A 16354-nucleotide genomic window follows, 5' to 3' on the forward strand; every position below is an offset into this window, starting at 1 on the left:
GGAAAGCATGACCGGCACGGTGCAGCTGGCGCTGGAGGGCGGGTCGTCGCTCGCCGGGGCACTGACGCGTGCCGCGCGGCACCACGGACACGAACTCACGCACGGCCCGTCCGGCGCCGAACCGGCGACGGACGTCCGGCTGACGTGCCGGCGGGACGGACAGACGGCCGCGGCCGTGCCGCTGGAGCCCGACGACCGGCTCGGGCGGGCGATCGCCGAAGAGGCGCTGCGGCACATCATGCGGATGTGGCCCTGCGGTGAGGCCTCGGCCGTGGTGCTGGCCCCCGCCGGGGGAGCAGCCGGTCCGGCCGCCGCGGGACCGGTGGACGCGATCACGGTGGGCGGCCCCTGGGTGGTCGAGGAGTCCGGCGCGCACTGCCTGGTCCGGATGCTGACGGCACAGCAGACCCGGTGCTGGCTGGTGTCCTACGCCTGTGAGAGCGCGCGCGAGGAAGGTCCGGGCCCGCAGGACCCCGGCATCGAGGTCGTGCCCTCCTGGATCGCCCGGGACACCGCCAGGTTGTGCGAGTACATGCACGACCGCGGAGCGGCCGACGACTGGTCCGAGCCGCTGCAGCTGGGAGCGCCGCAATCCGGGCCGGGTCGCCGGGTGGAAAGGCTGTTCGCGTTCACCGAGGCGGCGTACGCACGGCGGTTGGTCGCGTCGCTCCTGTCGGAAGCGAGGAGGGCATGACGGCTGTCGCCGTAGTGGGCGCCGGAATCATCGGCAAGAGGCTGGCCGCGGCACTGTCCGCACCCGCCGGGGAACAGGACACGTACGCGCCTCGCCTCGCCGGCATCGCTCTGCGCGGGCCCAACATATTCGCCACGGCCCGGCCCGAGCTGCCGGTGTTCGCCGCCGATGCACGCGCCGCGGAGCGTCTGCGAGAGGTGGGGACCGAGCCGAAGGGTGACCTGGACCAACTCCTGGCGTCCGCGGACATCGTCGTGGACTGCGGTCCTTCCCGCACCGGCGCCGGACGCTCCGAGGTCTACGCGGCACACGGCGTACGGGCCGTCTTCTGCGGCGGGGAACGCGACGCTCGCCTCGGACCGCTGATCCACAGCGCCCTGAACCCCCAGGTCGCCGCCCGGCCCGGCGGTCTGCGTGTGCTCAGTTGCAACACCACGGCACTGGCCCGGGTACTGGCCGGGATCGGGCCGGACGACGTCCGGACGCTCGATGCGACGATCCTGCGCTGCAGCACGGACACCGACAAGGCCACGAAGGGAATCACCAACGGCGCCGTCCTCGCACGGGACCCCTCCCACCACGCCGCCGACCTCCGCGCGGTCGCGCCGGGCCCGACCGTTCGCACCGCCGCGGCCACGGTGCCCATGACCGCGGGGCACTTCCTCCACGTCCGGCTCACCCTGCGCGCGGGCCTCGGCGCCGCCGAAGGACTGGACCGGCTCCGTCGTGCCGAACGGGTCGATGTCCTGGCCGGCGAGGAGCCGGTGCACACCGCGCAGCTGAAGGAGCGTTCCGAGGCGCCCTGGCACGACCGGTACGACGTGCAGATCGTCCCCATCGGGCAGCCGGGAAAGGACCGTCTGGAGTTCTGGCTGTCGCTGGACAACCAGGCCATCACCATCCCGGAGACGCTCGACGCCATCCAGCTGGCCGCGCCCGGCGGCACCGCGCGGCAGGCGCGACTGACGTCCGACCGCATGCTGCGCACACGCTCGACAGCGCACCACTCCCTTCACCCGACGTCGGACGGAGGACCCCGATGACGCCCGCCCCTGTGCCCGTGGCCGTGGTCGGCGGCGGGCGGGTCGCCCGCGCCGTGCACATACCGCTGCTGCTGATGAAGCCCGCATCGTTCCGGCTGGTCGCGGTCGTCGAGACCGACCGGCACAAGGCCGCCTCGCTGAAGCGTGAGTACCCCGCGCTCGACGTGGTCACGGATCCGGGGGCCGCGTTCGCGGCGGGCGCCCGGTGCCTGATCTGCGCCACACCCTGGCCGACCCACCGGGACGTCGTGACCGAAGCCCTGCGGCAAGGGCTGCACGTCCTCACCGAGAAGCCGGTCAGCCTGGATCCTGCCGACATCGCGGCGCTGCTGGAGGCCGAGCGCTCCTCCGCCGGGAGGGTCACGGTCGGGTACATGAAGCGCCACGACCCGGCCGCCGCACGTTTCGTCGACGCGGTGTCCACGAGGATCCACCGCCTGCGCCGCGTCTCGGTCGACATCGTCGACCCCGACTCGCCGCGGCAGGTCGCCCATCGCATGGCCACCCCGCTGGAGCCCTCCGCCGTCACCCGGGCGGCCGCCGAGCAGACCGTGTCCGCTCTGCTCGCCGACGCCTCCGACGGGCAGCGCGCGGTCTACTCACGCGGGCTCGGAGGATCGCTGATCCACCAGATCAACCTGATCCACGCCGCGCTGTCCGGATCGCCGTACCGACTCCTGGGCCGCATCGGGCACAGCACCCACTGGGCGGGAGGGGCCGCGGTGTCCTGCGGATGGTGGCCGACCGACGACTTCGGCGTGCAGATGACCCATGTCCGTGCCCCTCTGGCACCCGGATACGTCGAGGTGATCGAGGCCGTGGCCGACGATTGCCGCCTCACTCTGCGGGCGCCCTCCCCCTATCTGCTGGAGCAGTCGATGACGTTCACCGAGGAGAACTCCGGTGGCGTCCACACATGTCCGGGTCAGCCGCACCACAACGGTTTCGTGCGGCAGCTCGAAGCCTGGGGGGAGAGCCTCCGTACCGAGTCGCACACCCTGCCCGGGCTCGACGAGGCGCTGCTCGACCTGGAGGTGGTGCGCGAGGCCGCGCTCACGTCCAGTGGTGTCCCCGCTCTTGCGCAGGCGATCGAGGTGAGTTCATGACGGACATGACGGCAACCGCCGCAGCGGTGCGGGTGGAGATCGACGCCGGACTTGCGGAGCGCACCCGTCCGGTGCTGGAGGCCCTGATCCGGGCGGATGTGCCGACCGCGCTCATGGCCAAGGACCCGGGGGTGTGGGGCCCGAGCGCCCGGCCCGAGGCCGCCGGCCGGCTCGGCTGGGTGGACGCCGCGATCCCCGATCCGGACCTGCCCGGAGCCGTGCGGGCCCTGCGGGAACGGGTGACGGGCCTCGACCGCCTGGTACTGGTCGGCATCGGTGGCTCGTCGCTCGCGGCGGAGGTGGTCGCCGACGCGTTCGGGCACGAACTGACCGTGCTGGACACCACCGACTGCGACCAGGTCGCCGCGGTGCTGCGCGGACCGCTGGACCGGACGCTGATCGTGGTGGCCAGCAAGAGCGGTGAGACGGTCGAGACGAGGACCGTGTACGAGGTTCTGTGGGGGGCCATGTCGCGGGCCCATGGCGCTGCCGCGGCGGCAGGCCACTTCGTCGCGGTGACCGATCCGGGTTCGGTGCTCGGCCGTTCCGCCGCGGAGCGCGGCTTCCCGGCCTTCGTGGCCGATCCCACGGTGGGCGGCCGGTTCAGCGCCCTGACCGCCTTCGGCCTGGTGCCGGCCGGGTTGCTCGGCGCGGACGTCGCGGCCCTCGGCCAGGACACGGCACAGCTCGCCCGCCCGCTCGGCCGGCCCGGGGAGAACCCCGGCCTGCTGCTCGGAGCCGCACTCGGCGCCGCCGCGCTCGACGGCAGGGACAAGCTGTACCTCCGACCGGCTCAGGGCTTCGCCCCGCTGTTCGGCGCCTGGGCCGAACAACTCGTCGCCGAGTCCACCGGAAAGGACGGCCGTGGCATTCTGCCGGTGGTCGACGCGGCCCTGCCCGAGCGGCCCGGCTCCGACACCGTGACCGGCCTGGTCGCCGGGTCGCCGGCGAGCCCCGCACCGGATGCCGACATCCGCACGTACGGCTCGCTGGGCTCCCAGTTCCTGCTGTGGGAGTACGCCACCGCGGTGGCCGGCCGGGTCTTGGGCATCAACCCGTTCGATCAGCCCAACGTCCAGGAGGCGAAGGACAAGACGCAGGCGATACTCGCCGGACGAGGGTCCGGCGCCGGTCTGAGCGGGCCCGATGTGCGGACCTTCACCGAAGGCGCCGTCGAGGTGGGCATCGATGAGCTCTCCGACCGCACCCTGAGCGGTGCCGGCACCCTGCGCGACATCATGAACGGGCTGGCGACGCTGCTGGGCCCGGACGGTTACCTCGCGGTGACGGCCTACCTGAACCGCTACGAGGACGCCGAGGTCGCGGCCCTCCGCGAACTGCTGGCCCGCCGGACCGGCAGGGCCGTGACCTTCGGCTGGGGTCCCCGCTACCTTCACTCCAGCGGCCAGTACCACAAGGGAGGCCCGCAGCACGGGGTGTTCCTGATGATCACGGGCGAGGTCGAGGACGACATCCCCGTGCCCGGCAGTGCGCACACGCTGGCCACGATCCAGCGCGCCCAGGCCCGGGGTGACCTGGAGATCCTGCGCGGCCGCGGACGTCCGGTCGTGCGCATCCACCTCAAGGAACGCCGGGAAGGCATCCGCCGGCTGCTCCAGGCGCTCACCGCGAGCGGTACCGAGAGGGCGGAGGCATCACGGTGAGCCCGCGCGATCTGCTGGTGGTCCTCGGGCCCGACGACCACCACCGGGACGCCGACGTCCCTGACCACGTCGACCGCGTCCATGCCGTACGGTCGGTCTTCCCCGACGGCGAGCAACTGATCACCGTCCCGGACCCGGAGGCCATCCGGGGACGGCATGTGCTGATCGCGCAGACGACGGCGCCGCCGCAGGACGTTCACCTCATGTCCGCCTGCCAGTTGACCTCGATCGCGGACGCGGCCGGAGCGGCGTCGATCACCTGTTTCCTGCCGTACCTGGGCTACCAGCGGCAGGACAGGGCCGATGGTCCGGGTCAGGCCCTCAGCGGTTCCCTCGTGCTGCGCCTGATCCGCAGCGCCGGAGCGGGCACGGTCCTGACCGTCGACCGGCACAGCACACCGCGGTGGGACGGCGGACCAGGGCTGCCGAAGGTGGTGAGCCTGAGCAGCGCCGGGCCCGCGGCAGCCGTGCTGAAGGGGCCGTTCGACTACGTCGTCGCCACGGATCGCGGGGGCAGCGGGCGCGCCGCACGGATCGGAGAGGCGCTCGGAGTGCCGACCGTCGCTCTCGGCAAGCTCAAGTCGCCGGAACGCGGCACCTACTACGAGAGCCTGCCCGACCAGTTGCGCGAACGCCGCCTGCTGGTCGTCGACGATGTGTGCACCTCGGGGTCGACCATACGGCCGCTGTGCGCCGACCTGGCGGCCATGGGTGCACAGCTCACGGTGTTCATCACACATGTGGTGCCGACTGCCGAGGGCCGGATCACCGCCATGGACGGCGTCGGCCGGTTCGTCTGCTCGGACAGCTGCGGCGATGCCTCGGCACCCGTCCGGCTCATGCCGTCGGCCGTCGAGCACTGGATCAGTTTCCTCACCCGGGACCCCGCCCCGACCGGCGGACCCGGCCTCGCCGCGGCACGCGGCGGACGCGACGCGAAAGGCGGCTGTTGATGGACCACCGGTGGATCCGTTCGCTGCTCGATGGGCTGGTCGAGGACCAGACCATCCAGACGCTCTGCGACCGGTACGACGAGTACAAGGACGTGCCGTTGCGGCAGGTCGGACTCGAATCCGTACAGGTGATGGGGCTCGTGCTCAGAATGGAGTCGGAGTTCGGCAAGGAGATCGACTACGAGACCTTCGATCTCGCGGATGTGTCCACCCTGACCCGGGCCGCACGATACCTCGGAGTTGACTGACCGGATGGCCGCGACAAGGACGACCGTCAAGGCATCGGCCGGACAACAGGCTGTACGCGACACCCTGACGACGCAACTGCGCTTCCACTTCCCTGACATCACCGCGGTCGAGTTCCACGACGGCGAGATGGTGGTGCTGTCCGACGAGCCGGTGCCGCGGGAGAAGCTGGACCGCGCCGTCGTCCGGATCCTGGAGCGCTTCCGGGCGGTCCCTCGGGGGCTGCGGACCAAGACGCTGCTGGACACCGACGACCCGGCCTCGGTGGAGGACTGGCTCGTCCGCCCCGCCCGGTTCGCCCCGGACGTCATCGGCGATGCCGCCCATACGCTCGCCGCCGAGCTGCGCAGGGTTGCCGCCCGCACCGGACGCCGAGCCGTCCCCGGCCGCTCGGTCCCGGAGCGAGCGGGCATCAACGTGTACGGGCACGAGACCGCCGCCCTGCTGGCAGCGCTCGACAGGTTCGGCGCCCGCTGCGTCGTGCAGGCCTATGACGCCGAGGAACTCCTCATCCCTTCGCTGATCCCCAGCTCGATCGTCGACCGCGCGGGGTATTTCGAGACGGGGTGCCAGCACCTGAGTTTCGTGGCGCCGGTGAGCAGTGATCCCGATCGGTTCGAGGAGTTCCTGCCGTTCTGGAGGTCCGCGGCCCGGGGCGACGGCCCGGACGGTGACCGTCGCGTCCTGGACTACCTCAAGACGCCCCGGGACCTGTTGAACCCTGCCGCCTGCCTGCACTGCTACCGGCTGCTGGAGGGCCAGACCTTCGGCGAGCAGGAGGTGTTGGTGATGAGCGTGGGCGGCTCGGTGTTCCGCGACGAGTCGGGGAACCTCAACAACGAGGAGCGCCTGTACGAGTTCAGGCTCCGGGAGGGCGTCGTGGTCGGCGGCACGGAGCCGGTGGCTCACATGCACGCGGAGCTGCTGGATCTTCTGGCCCTCACCGGGCTCCTGCTCGGCCTGGACTTCACGCTCGAGACCGCGACGGACATGTTCTTCAACGACGGCGCCGGTGAGCAGCTGTTCTCGCAGCTGGTGTCGGACAGCAAGATCGAGCTGGCCGCCCGTTCGCACTCGCTCGGCCGCAAGGTGGCCGTCGCGTCGCTCAACAAGCATGGCAGCCACTTCTCCGACGCCTTCCGGATCCGGGACGAACGGGACCTGGCGGCATCGACGATGTGCGTCGGCTTCGGCGTCGACCGTCTTGCCTTCCTCCTGGCCGAACGCCACGGAACGGACCTGGAGGCTCTCGCGGCGACGGTGTCGGCGAACGCCGAGCGGATCGCGCGGGTGCGGGCGTGAACCAGACGTTCGTCTGTCTGGAGACGACGGAGCCGTTCACCCGGAAGCTGGCGAAGACGGCTGCCGCCGAGGGCGACCGGCTGCTGTTCGTCTCGGACGGAGAAGGGCAGCCGGAGGGGACCGCCCGACTGCGGTTCGACGTCAGGGAGGACCCGGCCGCAGCGGCTGCCGCCATTCGCGCGCAGTGCGGCGACGCCCCGGTCGCCGCTGTGGTGACCAGCGAAGAAGTGCTCGTGACGGCCGCCGCTGCCATGGCCGAGGCGCTCGGGGTGGGCCGGAACTCCGTGGCGGCCTTGAGCGCCGCACGTGACAAGGCGCAGATGAAGCAGCTGTGGCGGGCGGCAGGAGTGAGCACCCCGCACGGACGCCATCTGACCTCCCGCAAGGGCCTCGATCTCGAACAGTTCACGTTCCCGGCGATCGTCAAACCCGCACGGGGCTTCGCCAGTTGCGGGGTCCGGCGGGTGGAGTCCGGAGCGGAGCTGCAGGATCAGCTGCGCAGGATAGGACTGTTCAACGCGACTCTGATCGCCAAGGAGGGCGGGGCGTCGTCGGGATTCCTCGTCGAACAGTGCCTGGAGGGCCCTGAGTACGCGGTGGACACGGTGTGGTTCGACGGTGAACCGGTGTGCGAGTTCATACTCTCGCGCAACTGGGGCGCACAGGCGACGGGCCCCTGGTTCCCCGACCGGCTCTATCTGCTGGACCAGACCCTCCCCGAGGAGCGCCGCCGCAGGATACTCGGCCTGGTCCGCCAGGCGGTCGCAGCGCTGGGCATCTCCTACGGGGCCACCCACACCGAAATCCGGTTCCACGACGAGGAGCCCTACGTCCTGGAGGCAGCGGCTCGGCCGGGTGCCGGTGGGCTGTTCTACCAGGTGCTGGAGCATGCGCACGGAGTGGACTTCACACGCGCGTTGTACCTCAGCCAGGTGTGCGCCGACCGCGCGGAGTTCGACCGGCGGCTCGGGACCTGGGAATGGCGGCCCGTCGCGGCCGACACCGGCTACTTCCTCTACAACCTGCCGTACGCCGGCTCGGGCATCGTCGAGGAGGTCGTGGGCCTGGACGAGCTGGATCGCCGGGAGGAGGTGCTGTGGTCCGTCTGCTTGAAGGAGCCCGGCAGCCACCTCCCCCCGTACGACGACCTCAACTCCGACTATTTCGGCCACGTCATCGGGCGTCACGTCAGCCGGCCCGGAGGGCCGACGCTCGAGGAGCTGCTCGAAAGCCTCGGGACCACTGTGCGGGTCGTGTACCGCTGACCGTCCGGTGACGGCCGGGTGGATCCACGATCCACCCGGCCGTCCCGTCGTCTCCGTCCTCCCGCGGCACCGGCGGCCGCGAGTCATCGGTCCGTCGGCTTCCTCGCCGCCTCCGGGCTCGGTGGGCTACACGCCGGCAGCACCGCGCGCCGCGGCATCGAGTTCCCGCTGTGCCCACGCGGCAACGCTCAGCCCCGCCCGGTTCGCCGCGGCAGTCCACAGGTCACCGTCGCTCGTGCTGAGTTCGACGCGGAGTTCTGCCTGGTCCGTGGCGTTCGGCGGCTTCCCGTCCGTGACGGCGCCGCCACCGGACTCCGTGTCGGAGGCCGGTAGTTCGTCACCGTCCTTCGCGTGCCGCTGGTTCAGGCTGGCCCGTACCTCGCTGCGCAGCCGGTTGCGCGACCAGGAGAGGGTCTCAGCCTTGCTCAGCCAGTAGTCCTGCTCCGGTTCCGTGAGCCGGGCGACTTCGGCGTGATGGCCGAAGCTGAGTGTGTCCCGCCGGCGGGACAGAGGGAAACTCCGGGCGACCCAGGCGTAGTTGCGGAGTGTCTGATAGTGGAGCGAACACTGCTCGATGGCCTTGCGGTAGCGCCCTGCAAAAGCGCCCTCGCCGTAGACCAGCCAGTCACCTAGACACCAGGCCGACGTTGTGTGAATCGTCGACAACTGAAACCCGATGTTCACCCACTTTTCGAATGGCAGTCTCGGTGGGAGATTGAGGCCGGTCCTGGGGGTGACTATATTGTTTGCGTTGGCTTCTGCCGGTGATGCGACTTTCAGGTGGCGCTTCGGTTTCACTGTGAATGGTGCCGATGGTGCGGGTTTCGCCACGGTTTCTTCCCCCGTCGCAGTCTGGAGTGAACACCCCCGGTGGAGGGTGGACACTTCTCGCTGTCCCTATTCACTTGCACCCGTTGGTGGAGCTGCGGGCGTCCTCGGCGTGATGAGTTTGTTACCGCCGTGTAGATCATCACCGGGTCCCTCGGTGGCGGCAAGTCTTTCTCGTTTGCGGGCAGGCGATCCGCCGTCGGCGGATAGGTGTACCCGGCAGCTGGTCGGGCGTTTCGCCAAGACTCCCTAAAGTCATCATGGTTGGGCTCGGCGGCGCCGTCTGGACGCAGCTGGTACGGGGCAATGCTTCCGGTCTGGTCCCCGGGGGCGCGTATGTCCCTTTTCTCCGGGTGTCCTGGGTGGCGTGCGCCACGGAAAATCTTTGTTTCGCGGGAATGGCGCATTCCTCGGACGTGCCGGTCGAATGCGTGCCGCAATCCTGGAGTCCGAGTTATGGTGACGCGGTCGAACTCGATGCATTTTGCTCACGGAAGGGGCATGCTTTGGCGGCACAGGGCGGTATCGAGAGTGATTTCGGGCTTGATCTCACCAGTCTGGATCCGGCAGATGTGCGGGCTCTGGACCGCTCGGGTTGCAAGCGCCTGGCCAAGGAAATCCGGGAATTCCTCATAGAGAACGTCACCAGGAGCGGCGGTCATCTCGGTGCCAATCTCGGTGTCGTCGAGCTGACCATCGCGGTCCATCGGGCCTTCGACTCGCCGTCCGACGCCATCATTTTCGACATTGGGCACCAGGCCTACACGCACAAGATCCTGACCGGCCGTGGTGGCGCTTTCGATACATTCCGGGAACGCAAGGGAATGTCAGGTTTCCCTGCCCGTGGTGAATCACCCCACGACCGGGTGGAGAACAGCCACTCCTCGACAGGTCCGGCGTGGGCGCTGGGGATCGCTCTGGCGGACGGCACCAGGCCTGTGGTCGTCATCGGTGACGGCGCGCTGACCGGGGGCGTCGCGTACGAGGCCCTCAACAACATCGGCGTACGCCAACTGCCCGTCCTCATCGTCTACAACGACAACGGCCGGTCCTACGCGCGCACGACGAGCCGCCTCACGCTCGGTGAACCCTGCGAGTCGGAGGCCACCGGCTCCCGCAACGTCGAACAGTTCTTCACCGCACTCGGCTTCAGCTACGTGGGCCCGGCCAACGGCCATGACTTCGACGACCTCGAACCGGCCATCGAGCGCGCGGCCGCTGCCGATGGTCCGGTCGTGGTGCACGTCAGGACCCAGAAGGGATTCGGCTGGTCCGATGCCGAGCGCGACGAGATCATGCGTCTGCACCAGGTCGGCGGAACGGTGGCCGCCCCGCCCGCGCAGGAGCTTCCGCTCGCCACCGGACCGCAGGCCTGGGGTCAGGAACTGAGCGACATACTCTGCGAGCTCGCCGAGCAGGACCCGCGTGTCCACGTGATCACCGCGGCGATGCCGGACCTGCTGTGCCTTCTGGAGTTCCGCCGGCGCTTCCCCGACCGGTACCACGACGTGGGCATCTGCGAGCAGGCGGCGGTCGGCCTTGCGGCGGGACTCGCCAGCCAGGGCTGCCGGCCCGTGTTCGCCGTGTTCGCGACGTTCCTCACCCGTGGGATGGACCAGATCATCAACGATGTCGCGCTGCACGAACTGCCCGTGACCTTCGTGGTCGACCGCGGCGGTGTGGCCGGCGGGGACGGGGCCTCGTCCCACGGCATCTACGACGTGGGACTCCTGCGCATGGTGCCGGGTCTCGACATCTACGCGCCGACGAGCGGCGATCAGCTCTCCGCGGTACTGCGGTCCGCCATCGGCCGGGACAGCGGCCCGACGGTGGTGCGGTACGCCAAGTGGAAACCGCTGCGGAGCGACCCCGATGGCACATCGGTGGAGTCGGTCCTGCGGCGCCGGGGCAGCGACCTGTGTCTCCTCGCGCACGGCGCGATGGTCCAGACGGCCGTGGCCGCCGCAGACGTGATGGAACGCGAGCACGGCGTCTCCGCCACCGTCTGGGAGGTCGTCCGGCTGCGGCCCGCCGTGACGGACGTCTTCGCCGACGCGGCCCGGCACAAGGCGGTCGTCACCATCGAGGACCTCGCGGAGGGATCCGGACTCTATCCCGATCTGCTCACCCACCTCGCCCGCGGCCGCGGCACCGTCCCCGCCACCGCCCAGGTGGCGCTGCCGGCCGGGTTCCTTCCCTGGGGCATCCGTGAGGAACTGCTCGCCGAGTTCGGTGTCAGCACAGAGGCGGTCGTCCGCCACGCCGAGGAGCTGCTCGGACTTGAACCCACGGAAGGCTCCGACGCCGAGGCGCGCTGATCGCGCGCCGGTCACCGCGTGACCCGGGGAGCGGGTCACCGCTCCCCGCGGCGCAGTCCTGCAGATCAACCCAGCCCGAAAGAGCAGATATGAATGTCGTGCGCTACTACGCACCCGGGAACGTCCAGGTCGAGGACGCGCCCGAACCGGCGCCCGGTCCGGGCGAGATCAAAGTCAGGGTCCGTAACTGCTGTGTGTGCGGGACCGATCTGAAGATCTCGCGCCACGGACATCACCGCATACGCCCGCCCCGCGTACTGGGGCACGAGATCGCGGGCGAGGTGGCGGAGCTGGGCGCGGGTGTGACCGGTTGGGCCGTGGGCGACCCGGTCCAGGTGATCGGCGCCATCCCCTGCGGGAAGTGTGCGAACTGCCATCTCGGGCTGATGACGGTGTGCCTCGACATGGAGGCGATGGGCTATCACTACGACGGCGGATTCGCCGAGTACGTCGTCGTGCCGGGCAAGGTGCTTGCCGCCCACGGCCTGAACCGCATCCCGGAGGGCGTGGGGTTCGCCGAGGCGTCGGCCGCCGAACCGCTGGCCTGCGTGCTGAACGGTCAGGAGCTGATCGACGTCGCCGGTGACGACTGCGTGGTCGTCGTGGGCGGTGGTCCGATCGGCTGCATGCACGTGCGTCTGGCCCGGGCGCGAGGGGCGGCTCAGGTGCTCCTGGTCGAACTGAACCGTGAGCGCCTGGCCCGCGCCGCCGAACTGGTCGATCCCGACCATGCGATATGCGCCTCGGACGGGGACGTGGCCGAGCAGGTGCTGGAACTGACGAAGGGACGCGGGGCGGATGCCGTGATCACCGCGACGGCCTCCGGCAGGGCGCAGGAGGAAGCCGTGCGGTACGCCGCACACAGAGGCAGGGTCAGCCTCTTCGGCAGCCTGCCCCCGGGCGGATCGTTGCCCGCCCTCGACACGAACCTTGTTCACTACCGCGAACTGAGGCTCGTGGGCGCCAATTCGTCCAGTCCGGAGCAGAACGCCCAGGCGCTGGACCTGATCGCCTCCGGTGCCGTCCCCGTCGCCGACCTGATCACTCACCGGCTTCCGCTGAGCCGCTTCCACGAGGCACTGGAGATGGTCGAGCGCGGTGCGGCGCTCAAGGTCACTCTCGAGCCCTGACGGCCGGTTCACCGGAAGGGGACACCCGGCCCGCGGACCCGGCCGCCCGGGCCGGGGCGCCTCTCAGCCAGGCCCGGCTCCCGAACGAGGTGCAGGACAGCGATGCGTCGACGCTCGCCCGGCCCAGGCACGCGGTGAACCATTCCTCGTCGGCCGGACCGGTCCAGGTGGCGAACTGGTGGCAGAGCGAGCCGTGGAAGACGTCGCCGGCGCCGAGCGTGTCGACGATCTCGACAGCCGGAACCGGCACTTCGCCGCCTCCGTCCGGCCCGCGCCAGGCGATGGGCGCGTCACCATGGGTCACGGCGGCCCACCGCACCCCGTGTGCCGACAGATAGCCGAAGACGTCGGAATCGGTACGGCAGCCGGGCGGGCGGAAGTCCGCGGAGCAGACGGCCACGTCGATGCGCGGCAGCAGCGCGTCGAACGAGGGACGCCAGCGGCCACCGTCCAGTACGGTACGCCGGCCGAAGCGTCGTGCGGCATCGGCCGTCGCCAGGGCGAGCGGTGGATGGTGTCCGTCCATCAGGACCACGTCGCTGCGCCGCACCGCCTGGTCCAGGTGGCCCGGCACGTCGATGTCGTCGGATCCCGAGTAGTGCGCGATCACGGCGCGGTCGCCGGAACCACTGCTGACGGCGATGGACGACACCGTGGGTGGCTCGTCCCGCTGCGGGCTCGCGTCCAGGATCCGCACACCGTGTTCCTCCAGGTCCGAGCGGATGATCTCGGTGAGCCGGTGGCGGCCGATCGCGGTGACGAGCGTGGCGGAGCCGCCCCGGTGGGCGAACGTCACCGCGGCATTGGCCGCGGGGCCGCCGGCGGCCAACGCCTGCGCGCTCGCGGTGACCTTCTCGTTCGGCGACGGCATTCGGGTGACCGCGTGGATGACGTCGATCGTCGCGAGACCTGCGAAGAGACCCGCCGGCCTGCCGTGGTTCGTGTTCATGGGATTGGGAGAACCTCTCGCCGGATCCTGCCCTGGCCAGCGAATCCTACGGACAGGGATGCCAACTCGACGACAGACAGCGGCCGGTGTGCGGGCCGGCTGATCGAATTCTTGAGTCCGCCAGGGCTCGGTGATTAGGTTCTGCGGCATGGAGTACCGCCGTCTCGGCCGCAGTGGCTTGAAGGTCAGTGAGATCGCCTACGGTAACTGGCTCACTCATGGTTCCCAGGTCGAGGCAGCCGCCGCGCGGGCCTGTGTCGCCGCGGCGCTGGACGAGGGGATCACCACCTTCGACACCGCGGACGTGTACGCCCTCACCCGGGCCGAACAGGTGCTGGGCGAGGCACTACGGGGTGTGCGCCGGGAATCGGTCGAGATCTGCACCAAGGTGTTCTGGCCCACCGGCCCCGGTGCGAACGACCGCGGCCTGTCGCGCAAGCACATCATCGAGTCGGCGCATGCCTCGTTGCGCCGGCTCGGGACCGACTACATCGATCTGTACCAGGCACACCGGTACGACCACGACACACCCCTGGTGGAGACGTTGCGGGCGTTCGACGACCTGGTCCGGCAGGGAAAGGTGCTGTACATCGGTGTGTCCGAGTGGCGGCCCGAACAGATCGCCGAGGCGCTGCAGATCGCCGATCGGCTGGGTCTGGACCGGATCGTGTCCAACCAGCCGCAGTACAACATGATCTGGCGGGTGATCGAACCCGAGGTGGTGCCGCTCTGCCTGCGTGAGGGAATCGGTCAGATGGTCTGGTCGCCGCTCGCACAGGGCGCGCTGACCGGCAAGTACCTGCCGGCCGCACCTCCGCCGCGTGGGTCCCGCGCCACTGACGGTCAGGGGTCCGGTTTCATCACCAACTTCCTTGCCGACGACGTCCTGCGCAGGGTCCAGTCGCTCGGACCGCTCGCCGAAGAGGCGGGTCTGACGTCGGCACAGCTCGCCGTGGCGTGGACCCTGCAGAACCCGGCCGTCGCGGCGGCCGTCGTCGGCGCCTCCCGGCCCGAGCAGATCAGGGAGAACGCCAGGGCCGCCGGCGTCCGTCTGGACCCGTCCCTGCTCCAGCGGATCGACGATGTCCTCGGCGACCAAGTCGTCGCCGACCCCGCCTACATCCCTGCGTCGAGCACGAACAGCACGGCAGCCGCGAGGGCGCGGCTCGCCGGTCGCGACCAGGACGGCGACACCGTGGCCGGCGGATCCCGCCAGGACGCGTGACGACGCGGCCTCATGACCACACCCGCACCTCGACAGGGAACGGAGAACAGCGCTGAGTACCGTGCAGGAGAAAAGACGACTTGACCTGATACCGGACAAGGGGCCGCGCCGCGTTCTCGCGGCGGCGCAACTGGTCAACAACTTCGGCAACGGCCTGTTCATGACCGGCCAGGCTCTCTTCTTCACCCGCTCGGTGGGGCTGCCCGTCTCGCAGGTCGCGTTCGGCCTGGGGGTCAGTGCCCTGTTCGGTCTCGTGGGAGGTGTACCCGTCGGGCGTCTGGCGGACCGTCGGGGATCGCGCGAGACCTACACCATGACCATGTTCGTCCAAGGATTCACCGCCACCGCATTGGTGTTCGTCCACTCCTTCGTGGCGTTCCTCGTAGCGGTGTGCCTCATCCAGTTCGCCCAGGCGGCGAGTCTCGCGGCACGCGGCCCGATGATCCGTGCACTCGGCGGCGACAACCCCGCGCAGTTCCGTGCCTATCTACGGTCCCTGACCAACGTGGGCATCACCGTCGGCGGGGCTGCGGCGACCGCCGCGATCCAGATCGACACCCGGCCGGCCTACCTCACGCTCGTGCTCGGCGATGCGGCCACCTTCTTCGTGTGCGCAGCGCTGGTCAGCCGGCTGCCGCATGTGGCGCCGGTGCCGGAGCCGGCCCAGGCGAACCGCTGGATCGCCCTGCGCGACCTGCCCTACCTGTCCGTCACCGTGCTGGACGGCCTGATGGGCATGCAGTACGCGGTGCTGGTCTTCGCGCTGCCGCTGTGGCTCGTCGGTGACACGCATGCTCCGCGCTGGTTCATCAGTGCCGCGTTGCTGACCAACACGCTGATGTGCGTGTTGTTGCAGGTCCGAGCCAGCCGTGGGATCGACACGGCGGACGACGCCGGGCGTGCCATGCGCCGCGCCGGCCTGACCTTCCTGTTCTCCACCGCGCTGTTCGCCATGATGGAGGGCCTGCCGGGGTGGGCCGCCGGGCTGATCGTCCTGCCGGCCGCGGCGATCCACACGGTCGGTGAGCTGTGGCAGGCCTCCGCCGGTTTCGAACTCAGCTACGGACTGGCCGCGCCGCACGCCCAGGGCCAGTACACCGGCGTGTACAACATGGGCTTCGTCTTCGCGAACGCGGTCGGGCCGCCGGTCCTGGGCGCGCTGTGCATCACCTGGGGGCGCCCCGGTTGGTTCGTCCTCGGCGCGATCTTCGCCTCGCTCGGTCTGGTGATTCCCGGGGTGGTGAAGTGGGCCGAGCGCACGCGACCCGCGTCGGAGACGGCGTGAAGCCGACCAGGGCGTCGACGAGTCGGAGGAGGAGGTCGGCGGTGCCCACGCCGAGCTCGCGGATGGGTTGAAGACGGTCACCGCTCCTTGGCGCCACCCGACACGGGCGAGCCGGGGTGAGAGAGGTCTGGGTATCGGGCGGGATCCGTTTCGCGCTCAGGAACCGGCTCAACACCGACACGTTCAGATGGTGGTGTTCGGCGTAGGCCCTGAGAGACATGCTGTGCCTGTTGCCGGCGCATTGGCAACACCCCCTGGCCTGTTGCCTCGCGAGTGGGCAACACGTTGCCACGGGCGCACGGGGACCGCGCACGGCACCGTCGGGGCTGCGGCCATGACCTTGGCC

The 16354-nt window shown here is 70.2% G+C and carries 14 protein-coding genes; 12 read left to right on the plus strand and 2 right to left on the minus strand.

What is annotated here, in order from left to right; translation table 11 throughout:
• Positions 1–7 precede the first annotated feature (7 nt).
• From AVL59_RS12500 to AVL59_RS12535, 8 genes are read left to right on the plus strand one after another with little or no spacing between them, the layout of a single operon-like run.
• Entirely contained in the window at positions 8–694 is a 687-nt protein-coding gene (locus AVL59_RS12500; RefSeq protein WP_067302865.1) for a hypothetical protein, read from the plus strand.
• Positions 691–1737, plus strand: a complete 1047-nt coding sequence (locus tag AVL59_RS12505) for a hypothetical protein (RefSeq protein WP_159399901.1) — start codon at positions 691–693, stop codon at positions 1735–1737. Before AVL59_RS12500 ends, AVL59_RS12505 begins: the two co-directional genes overlap by 4 nt.
• On the plus strand, positions 1734–2843 hold the full coding sequence (locus AVL59_RS12510; RefSeq protein WP_067302871.1) for a Gfo/Idh/MocA family protein: 1110 nt from the start codon (positions 1734–1736) through the stop codon (positions 2841–2843). Before AVL59_RS12505 ends, AVL59_RS12510 begins: the two co-directional genes overlap by 4 nt.
• Positions 2840–4507, plus strand: coding sequence for a glucose-6-phosphate isomerase (locus AVL59_RS12515; RefSeq protein WP_208870359.1), 1668 nt, complete (start codon positions 2840–2842; stop codon positions 4505–4507). The genes AVL59_RS12510 and AVL59_RS12515 overlap by 4 nt, the downstream gene beginning before the upstream one ends.
• Positions 4504–5460, plus strand: coding sequence for a ribose-phosphate pyrophosphokinase-like domain-containing protein (locus tag AVL59_RS12520; RefSeq protein ID WP_067302873.1), 957 nt, complete (start codon positions 4504–4506; stop codon positions 5458–5460). Before AVL59_RS12515 ends, AVL59_RS12520 begins: the two co-directional genes overlap by 4 nt.
• A complete protein-coding gene (locus AVL59_RS12525) occupies positions 5460–5708 on the plus strand; it encodes a phosphopantetheine-binding protein (protein WP_067302876.1) in 249 nt (82 codons plus the stop codon). The genes AVL59_RS12520 and AVL59_RS12525 overlap by 1 nt, the downstream gene beginning before the upstream one ends.
• 4 nt (positions 5709–5712) lie before the next feature.
• Positions 5713–7008: a class-II aminoacyl-tRNA synthetase family protein gene (locus AVL59_RS12530; protein ID WP_067302878.1), complete on the plus strand. Its 1296-nt coding sequence runs from the start codon at positions 5713–5715 to the stop codon at positions 7006–7008.
• The gene (locus AVL59_RS12535) at positions 7005–8273 is read left to right on the plus strand and encodes an ATP-grasp domain-containing protein (RefSeq protein ID WP_067302880.1); all 1269 of its coding nucleotides are present in this window, start codon (positions 7005–7007) and stop codon (positions 8271–8273) included. Before AVL59_RS12530 ends, AVL59_RS12535 begins: the two co-directional genes overlap by 4 nt.
• 126 nt (positions 8274–8399) lie before the next feature.
• Here AVL59_RS12535 and AVL59_RS12540 read toward each other — a convergent pair whose 3' ends face one another.
• Complete coding sequence (locus tag AVL59_RS12540; protein ID WP_335743742.1) at positions 8400–9158, minus strand: LmbU family transcriptional regulator; 759 nt, start codon at positions 9156–9158, stop codon at positions 8400–8402.
• Positions 9159–9499: 341 nt separating this feature from the next.
• Here AVL59_RS12540 and AVL59_RS12545 point away from each other — a divergent pair, with 341 nt between their 5' ends.
• A complete protein-coding gene (locus tag AVL59_RS12545) occupies positions 9500–11419 on the plus strand; it encodes a 1-deoxy-D-xylulose-5-phosphate synthase (protein ID WP_159399903.1) in 1920 nt (639 codons plus the stop codon).
• A gap of 89 nt (positions 11420–11508) precedes the next feature.
• Entirely contained in the window at positions 11509–12549 is a 1041-nt protein-coding gene (locus tag AVL59_RS12550) for a zinc-dependent dehydrogenase (protein ID WP_067302883.1), read from the plus strand.
• Here AVL59_RS12550 and AVL59_RS12555 read toward each other — a convergent pair.
• The gene (locus tag AVL59_RS12555) at positions 12533–13498 is read right to left on the minus strand and encodes a PfkB family carbohydrate kinase (protein ID WP_067302885.1); all 966 of its coding nucleotides are present in this window, start codon (positions 13496–13498) and stop codon (positions 12533–12535) included. The genes AVL59_RS12550 and AVL59_RS12555 overlap by 17 nt on opposite strands.
• Before the next feature lie 148 nt (positions 13499–13646).
• Here AVL59_RS12555 and AVL59_RS12560 point away from each other — a divergent pair, with 148 nt between their 5' ends.
• Together AVL59_RS12560 and AVL59_RS12565 are read left to right on the plus strand one after the other, a co-directional pair.
• Positions 13647–14723, plus strand: a complete 1077-nt coding sequence (locus tag AVL59_RS12560) for an aldo/keto reductase family protein (protein WP_079146661.1) — start codon at positions 13647–13649, stop codon at positions 14721–14723.
• A gap of 61 nt (positions 14724–14784) precedes the next feature.
• Entirely contained in the window at positions 14785–16008 is a 1224-nt protein-coding gene (locus AVL59_RS12565) for an MFS transporter (protein ID WP_208870360.1), read from the plus strand.
• Positions 16009–16354 lie beyond the last annotated feature (346 nt).

It is taken from the genome of Streptomyces griseochromogenes (genome assembly GCF_001542625.1).
Taxonomy (GTDB): domain Bacteria; phylum Actinomycetota; class Actinomycetes; order Streptomycetales; family Streptomycetaceae; genus Streptomyces; species Streptomyces griseochromogenes.

Bases quoted from the DNA above. Each gene is read 5' to 3' on its own strand.
- AVL59_RS12500 (WP_067302865.1), top strand. From the start codon at position 8: ATGACCGGCACGGTGCAGCTGGCGCTGGAGGGCGGGTCGTCGCTCGCC.
- AVL59_RS12510 (WP_067302871.1), top strand. From the start codon at position 1,734: ATGACGCCCGCCCCTGTGCCCGTGGCCGTGGTCGGCGGCGGGCGGGTC.
- AVL59_RS12515 (WP_208870359.1), top strand. From the start codon at position 2,840: ATGACGGACATGACGGCAACCGCCGCAGCGGTGCGGGTGGAGATCGAC.
- AVL59_RS12560 (WP_079146661.1), top strand. From the start codon at position 13,647: ATGGAGTACCGCCGTCTCGGCCGCAGTGGCTTGAAGGTCAGTGAGATC.
- AVL59_RS12505 (WP_159399901.1), top strand. From the start codon at position 691: ATGACGGCTGTCGCCGTAGTGGGCGCCGGAATCATCGGCAAGAGGCTG.
- AVL59_RS12525 (WP_067302876.1), top strand. From the start codon at position 5,460: ATGGACCACCGGTGGATCCGTTCGCTGCTCGATGGGCTGGTCGAGGAC.
- AVL59_RS12545 (WP_159399903.1), top strand. From the start codon at position 9,500: ATGGCGCATTCCTCGGACGTGCCGGTCGAATGCGTGCCGCAATCCTGG.
- AVL59_RS12555 (WP_067302885.1), bottom strand. From the start codon at position 13,498: ATGAACACGAACCACGGCAGGCCGGCGGGTCTCTTCGCAGGTCTCGCG.
- AVL59_RS12530 (WP_067302878.1), top strand. From the start codon at position 5,713: ATGGCCGCGACAAGGACGACCGTCAAGGCATCGGCCGGACAACAGGCT.
- AVL59_RS12550 (WP_067302883.1), top strand. From the start codon at position 11,509: ATGAATGTCGTGCGCTACTACGCACCCGGGAACGTCCAGGTCGAGGAC.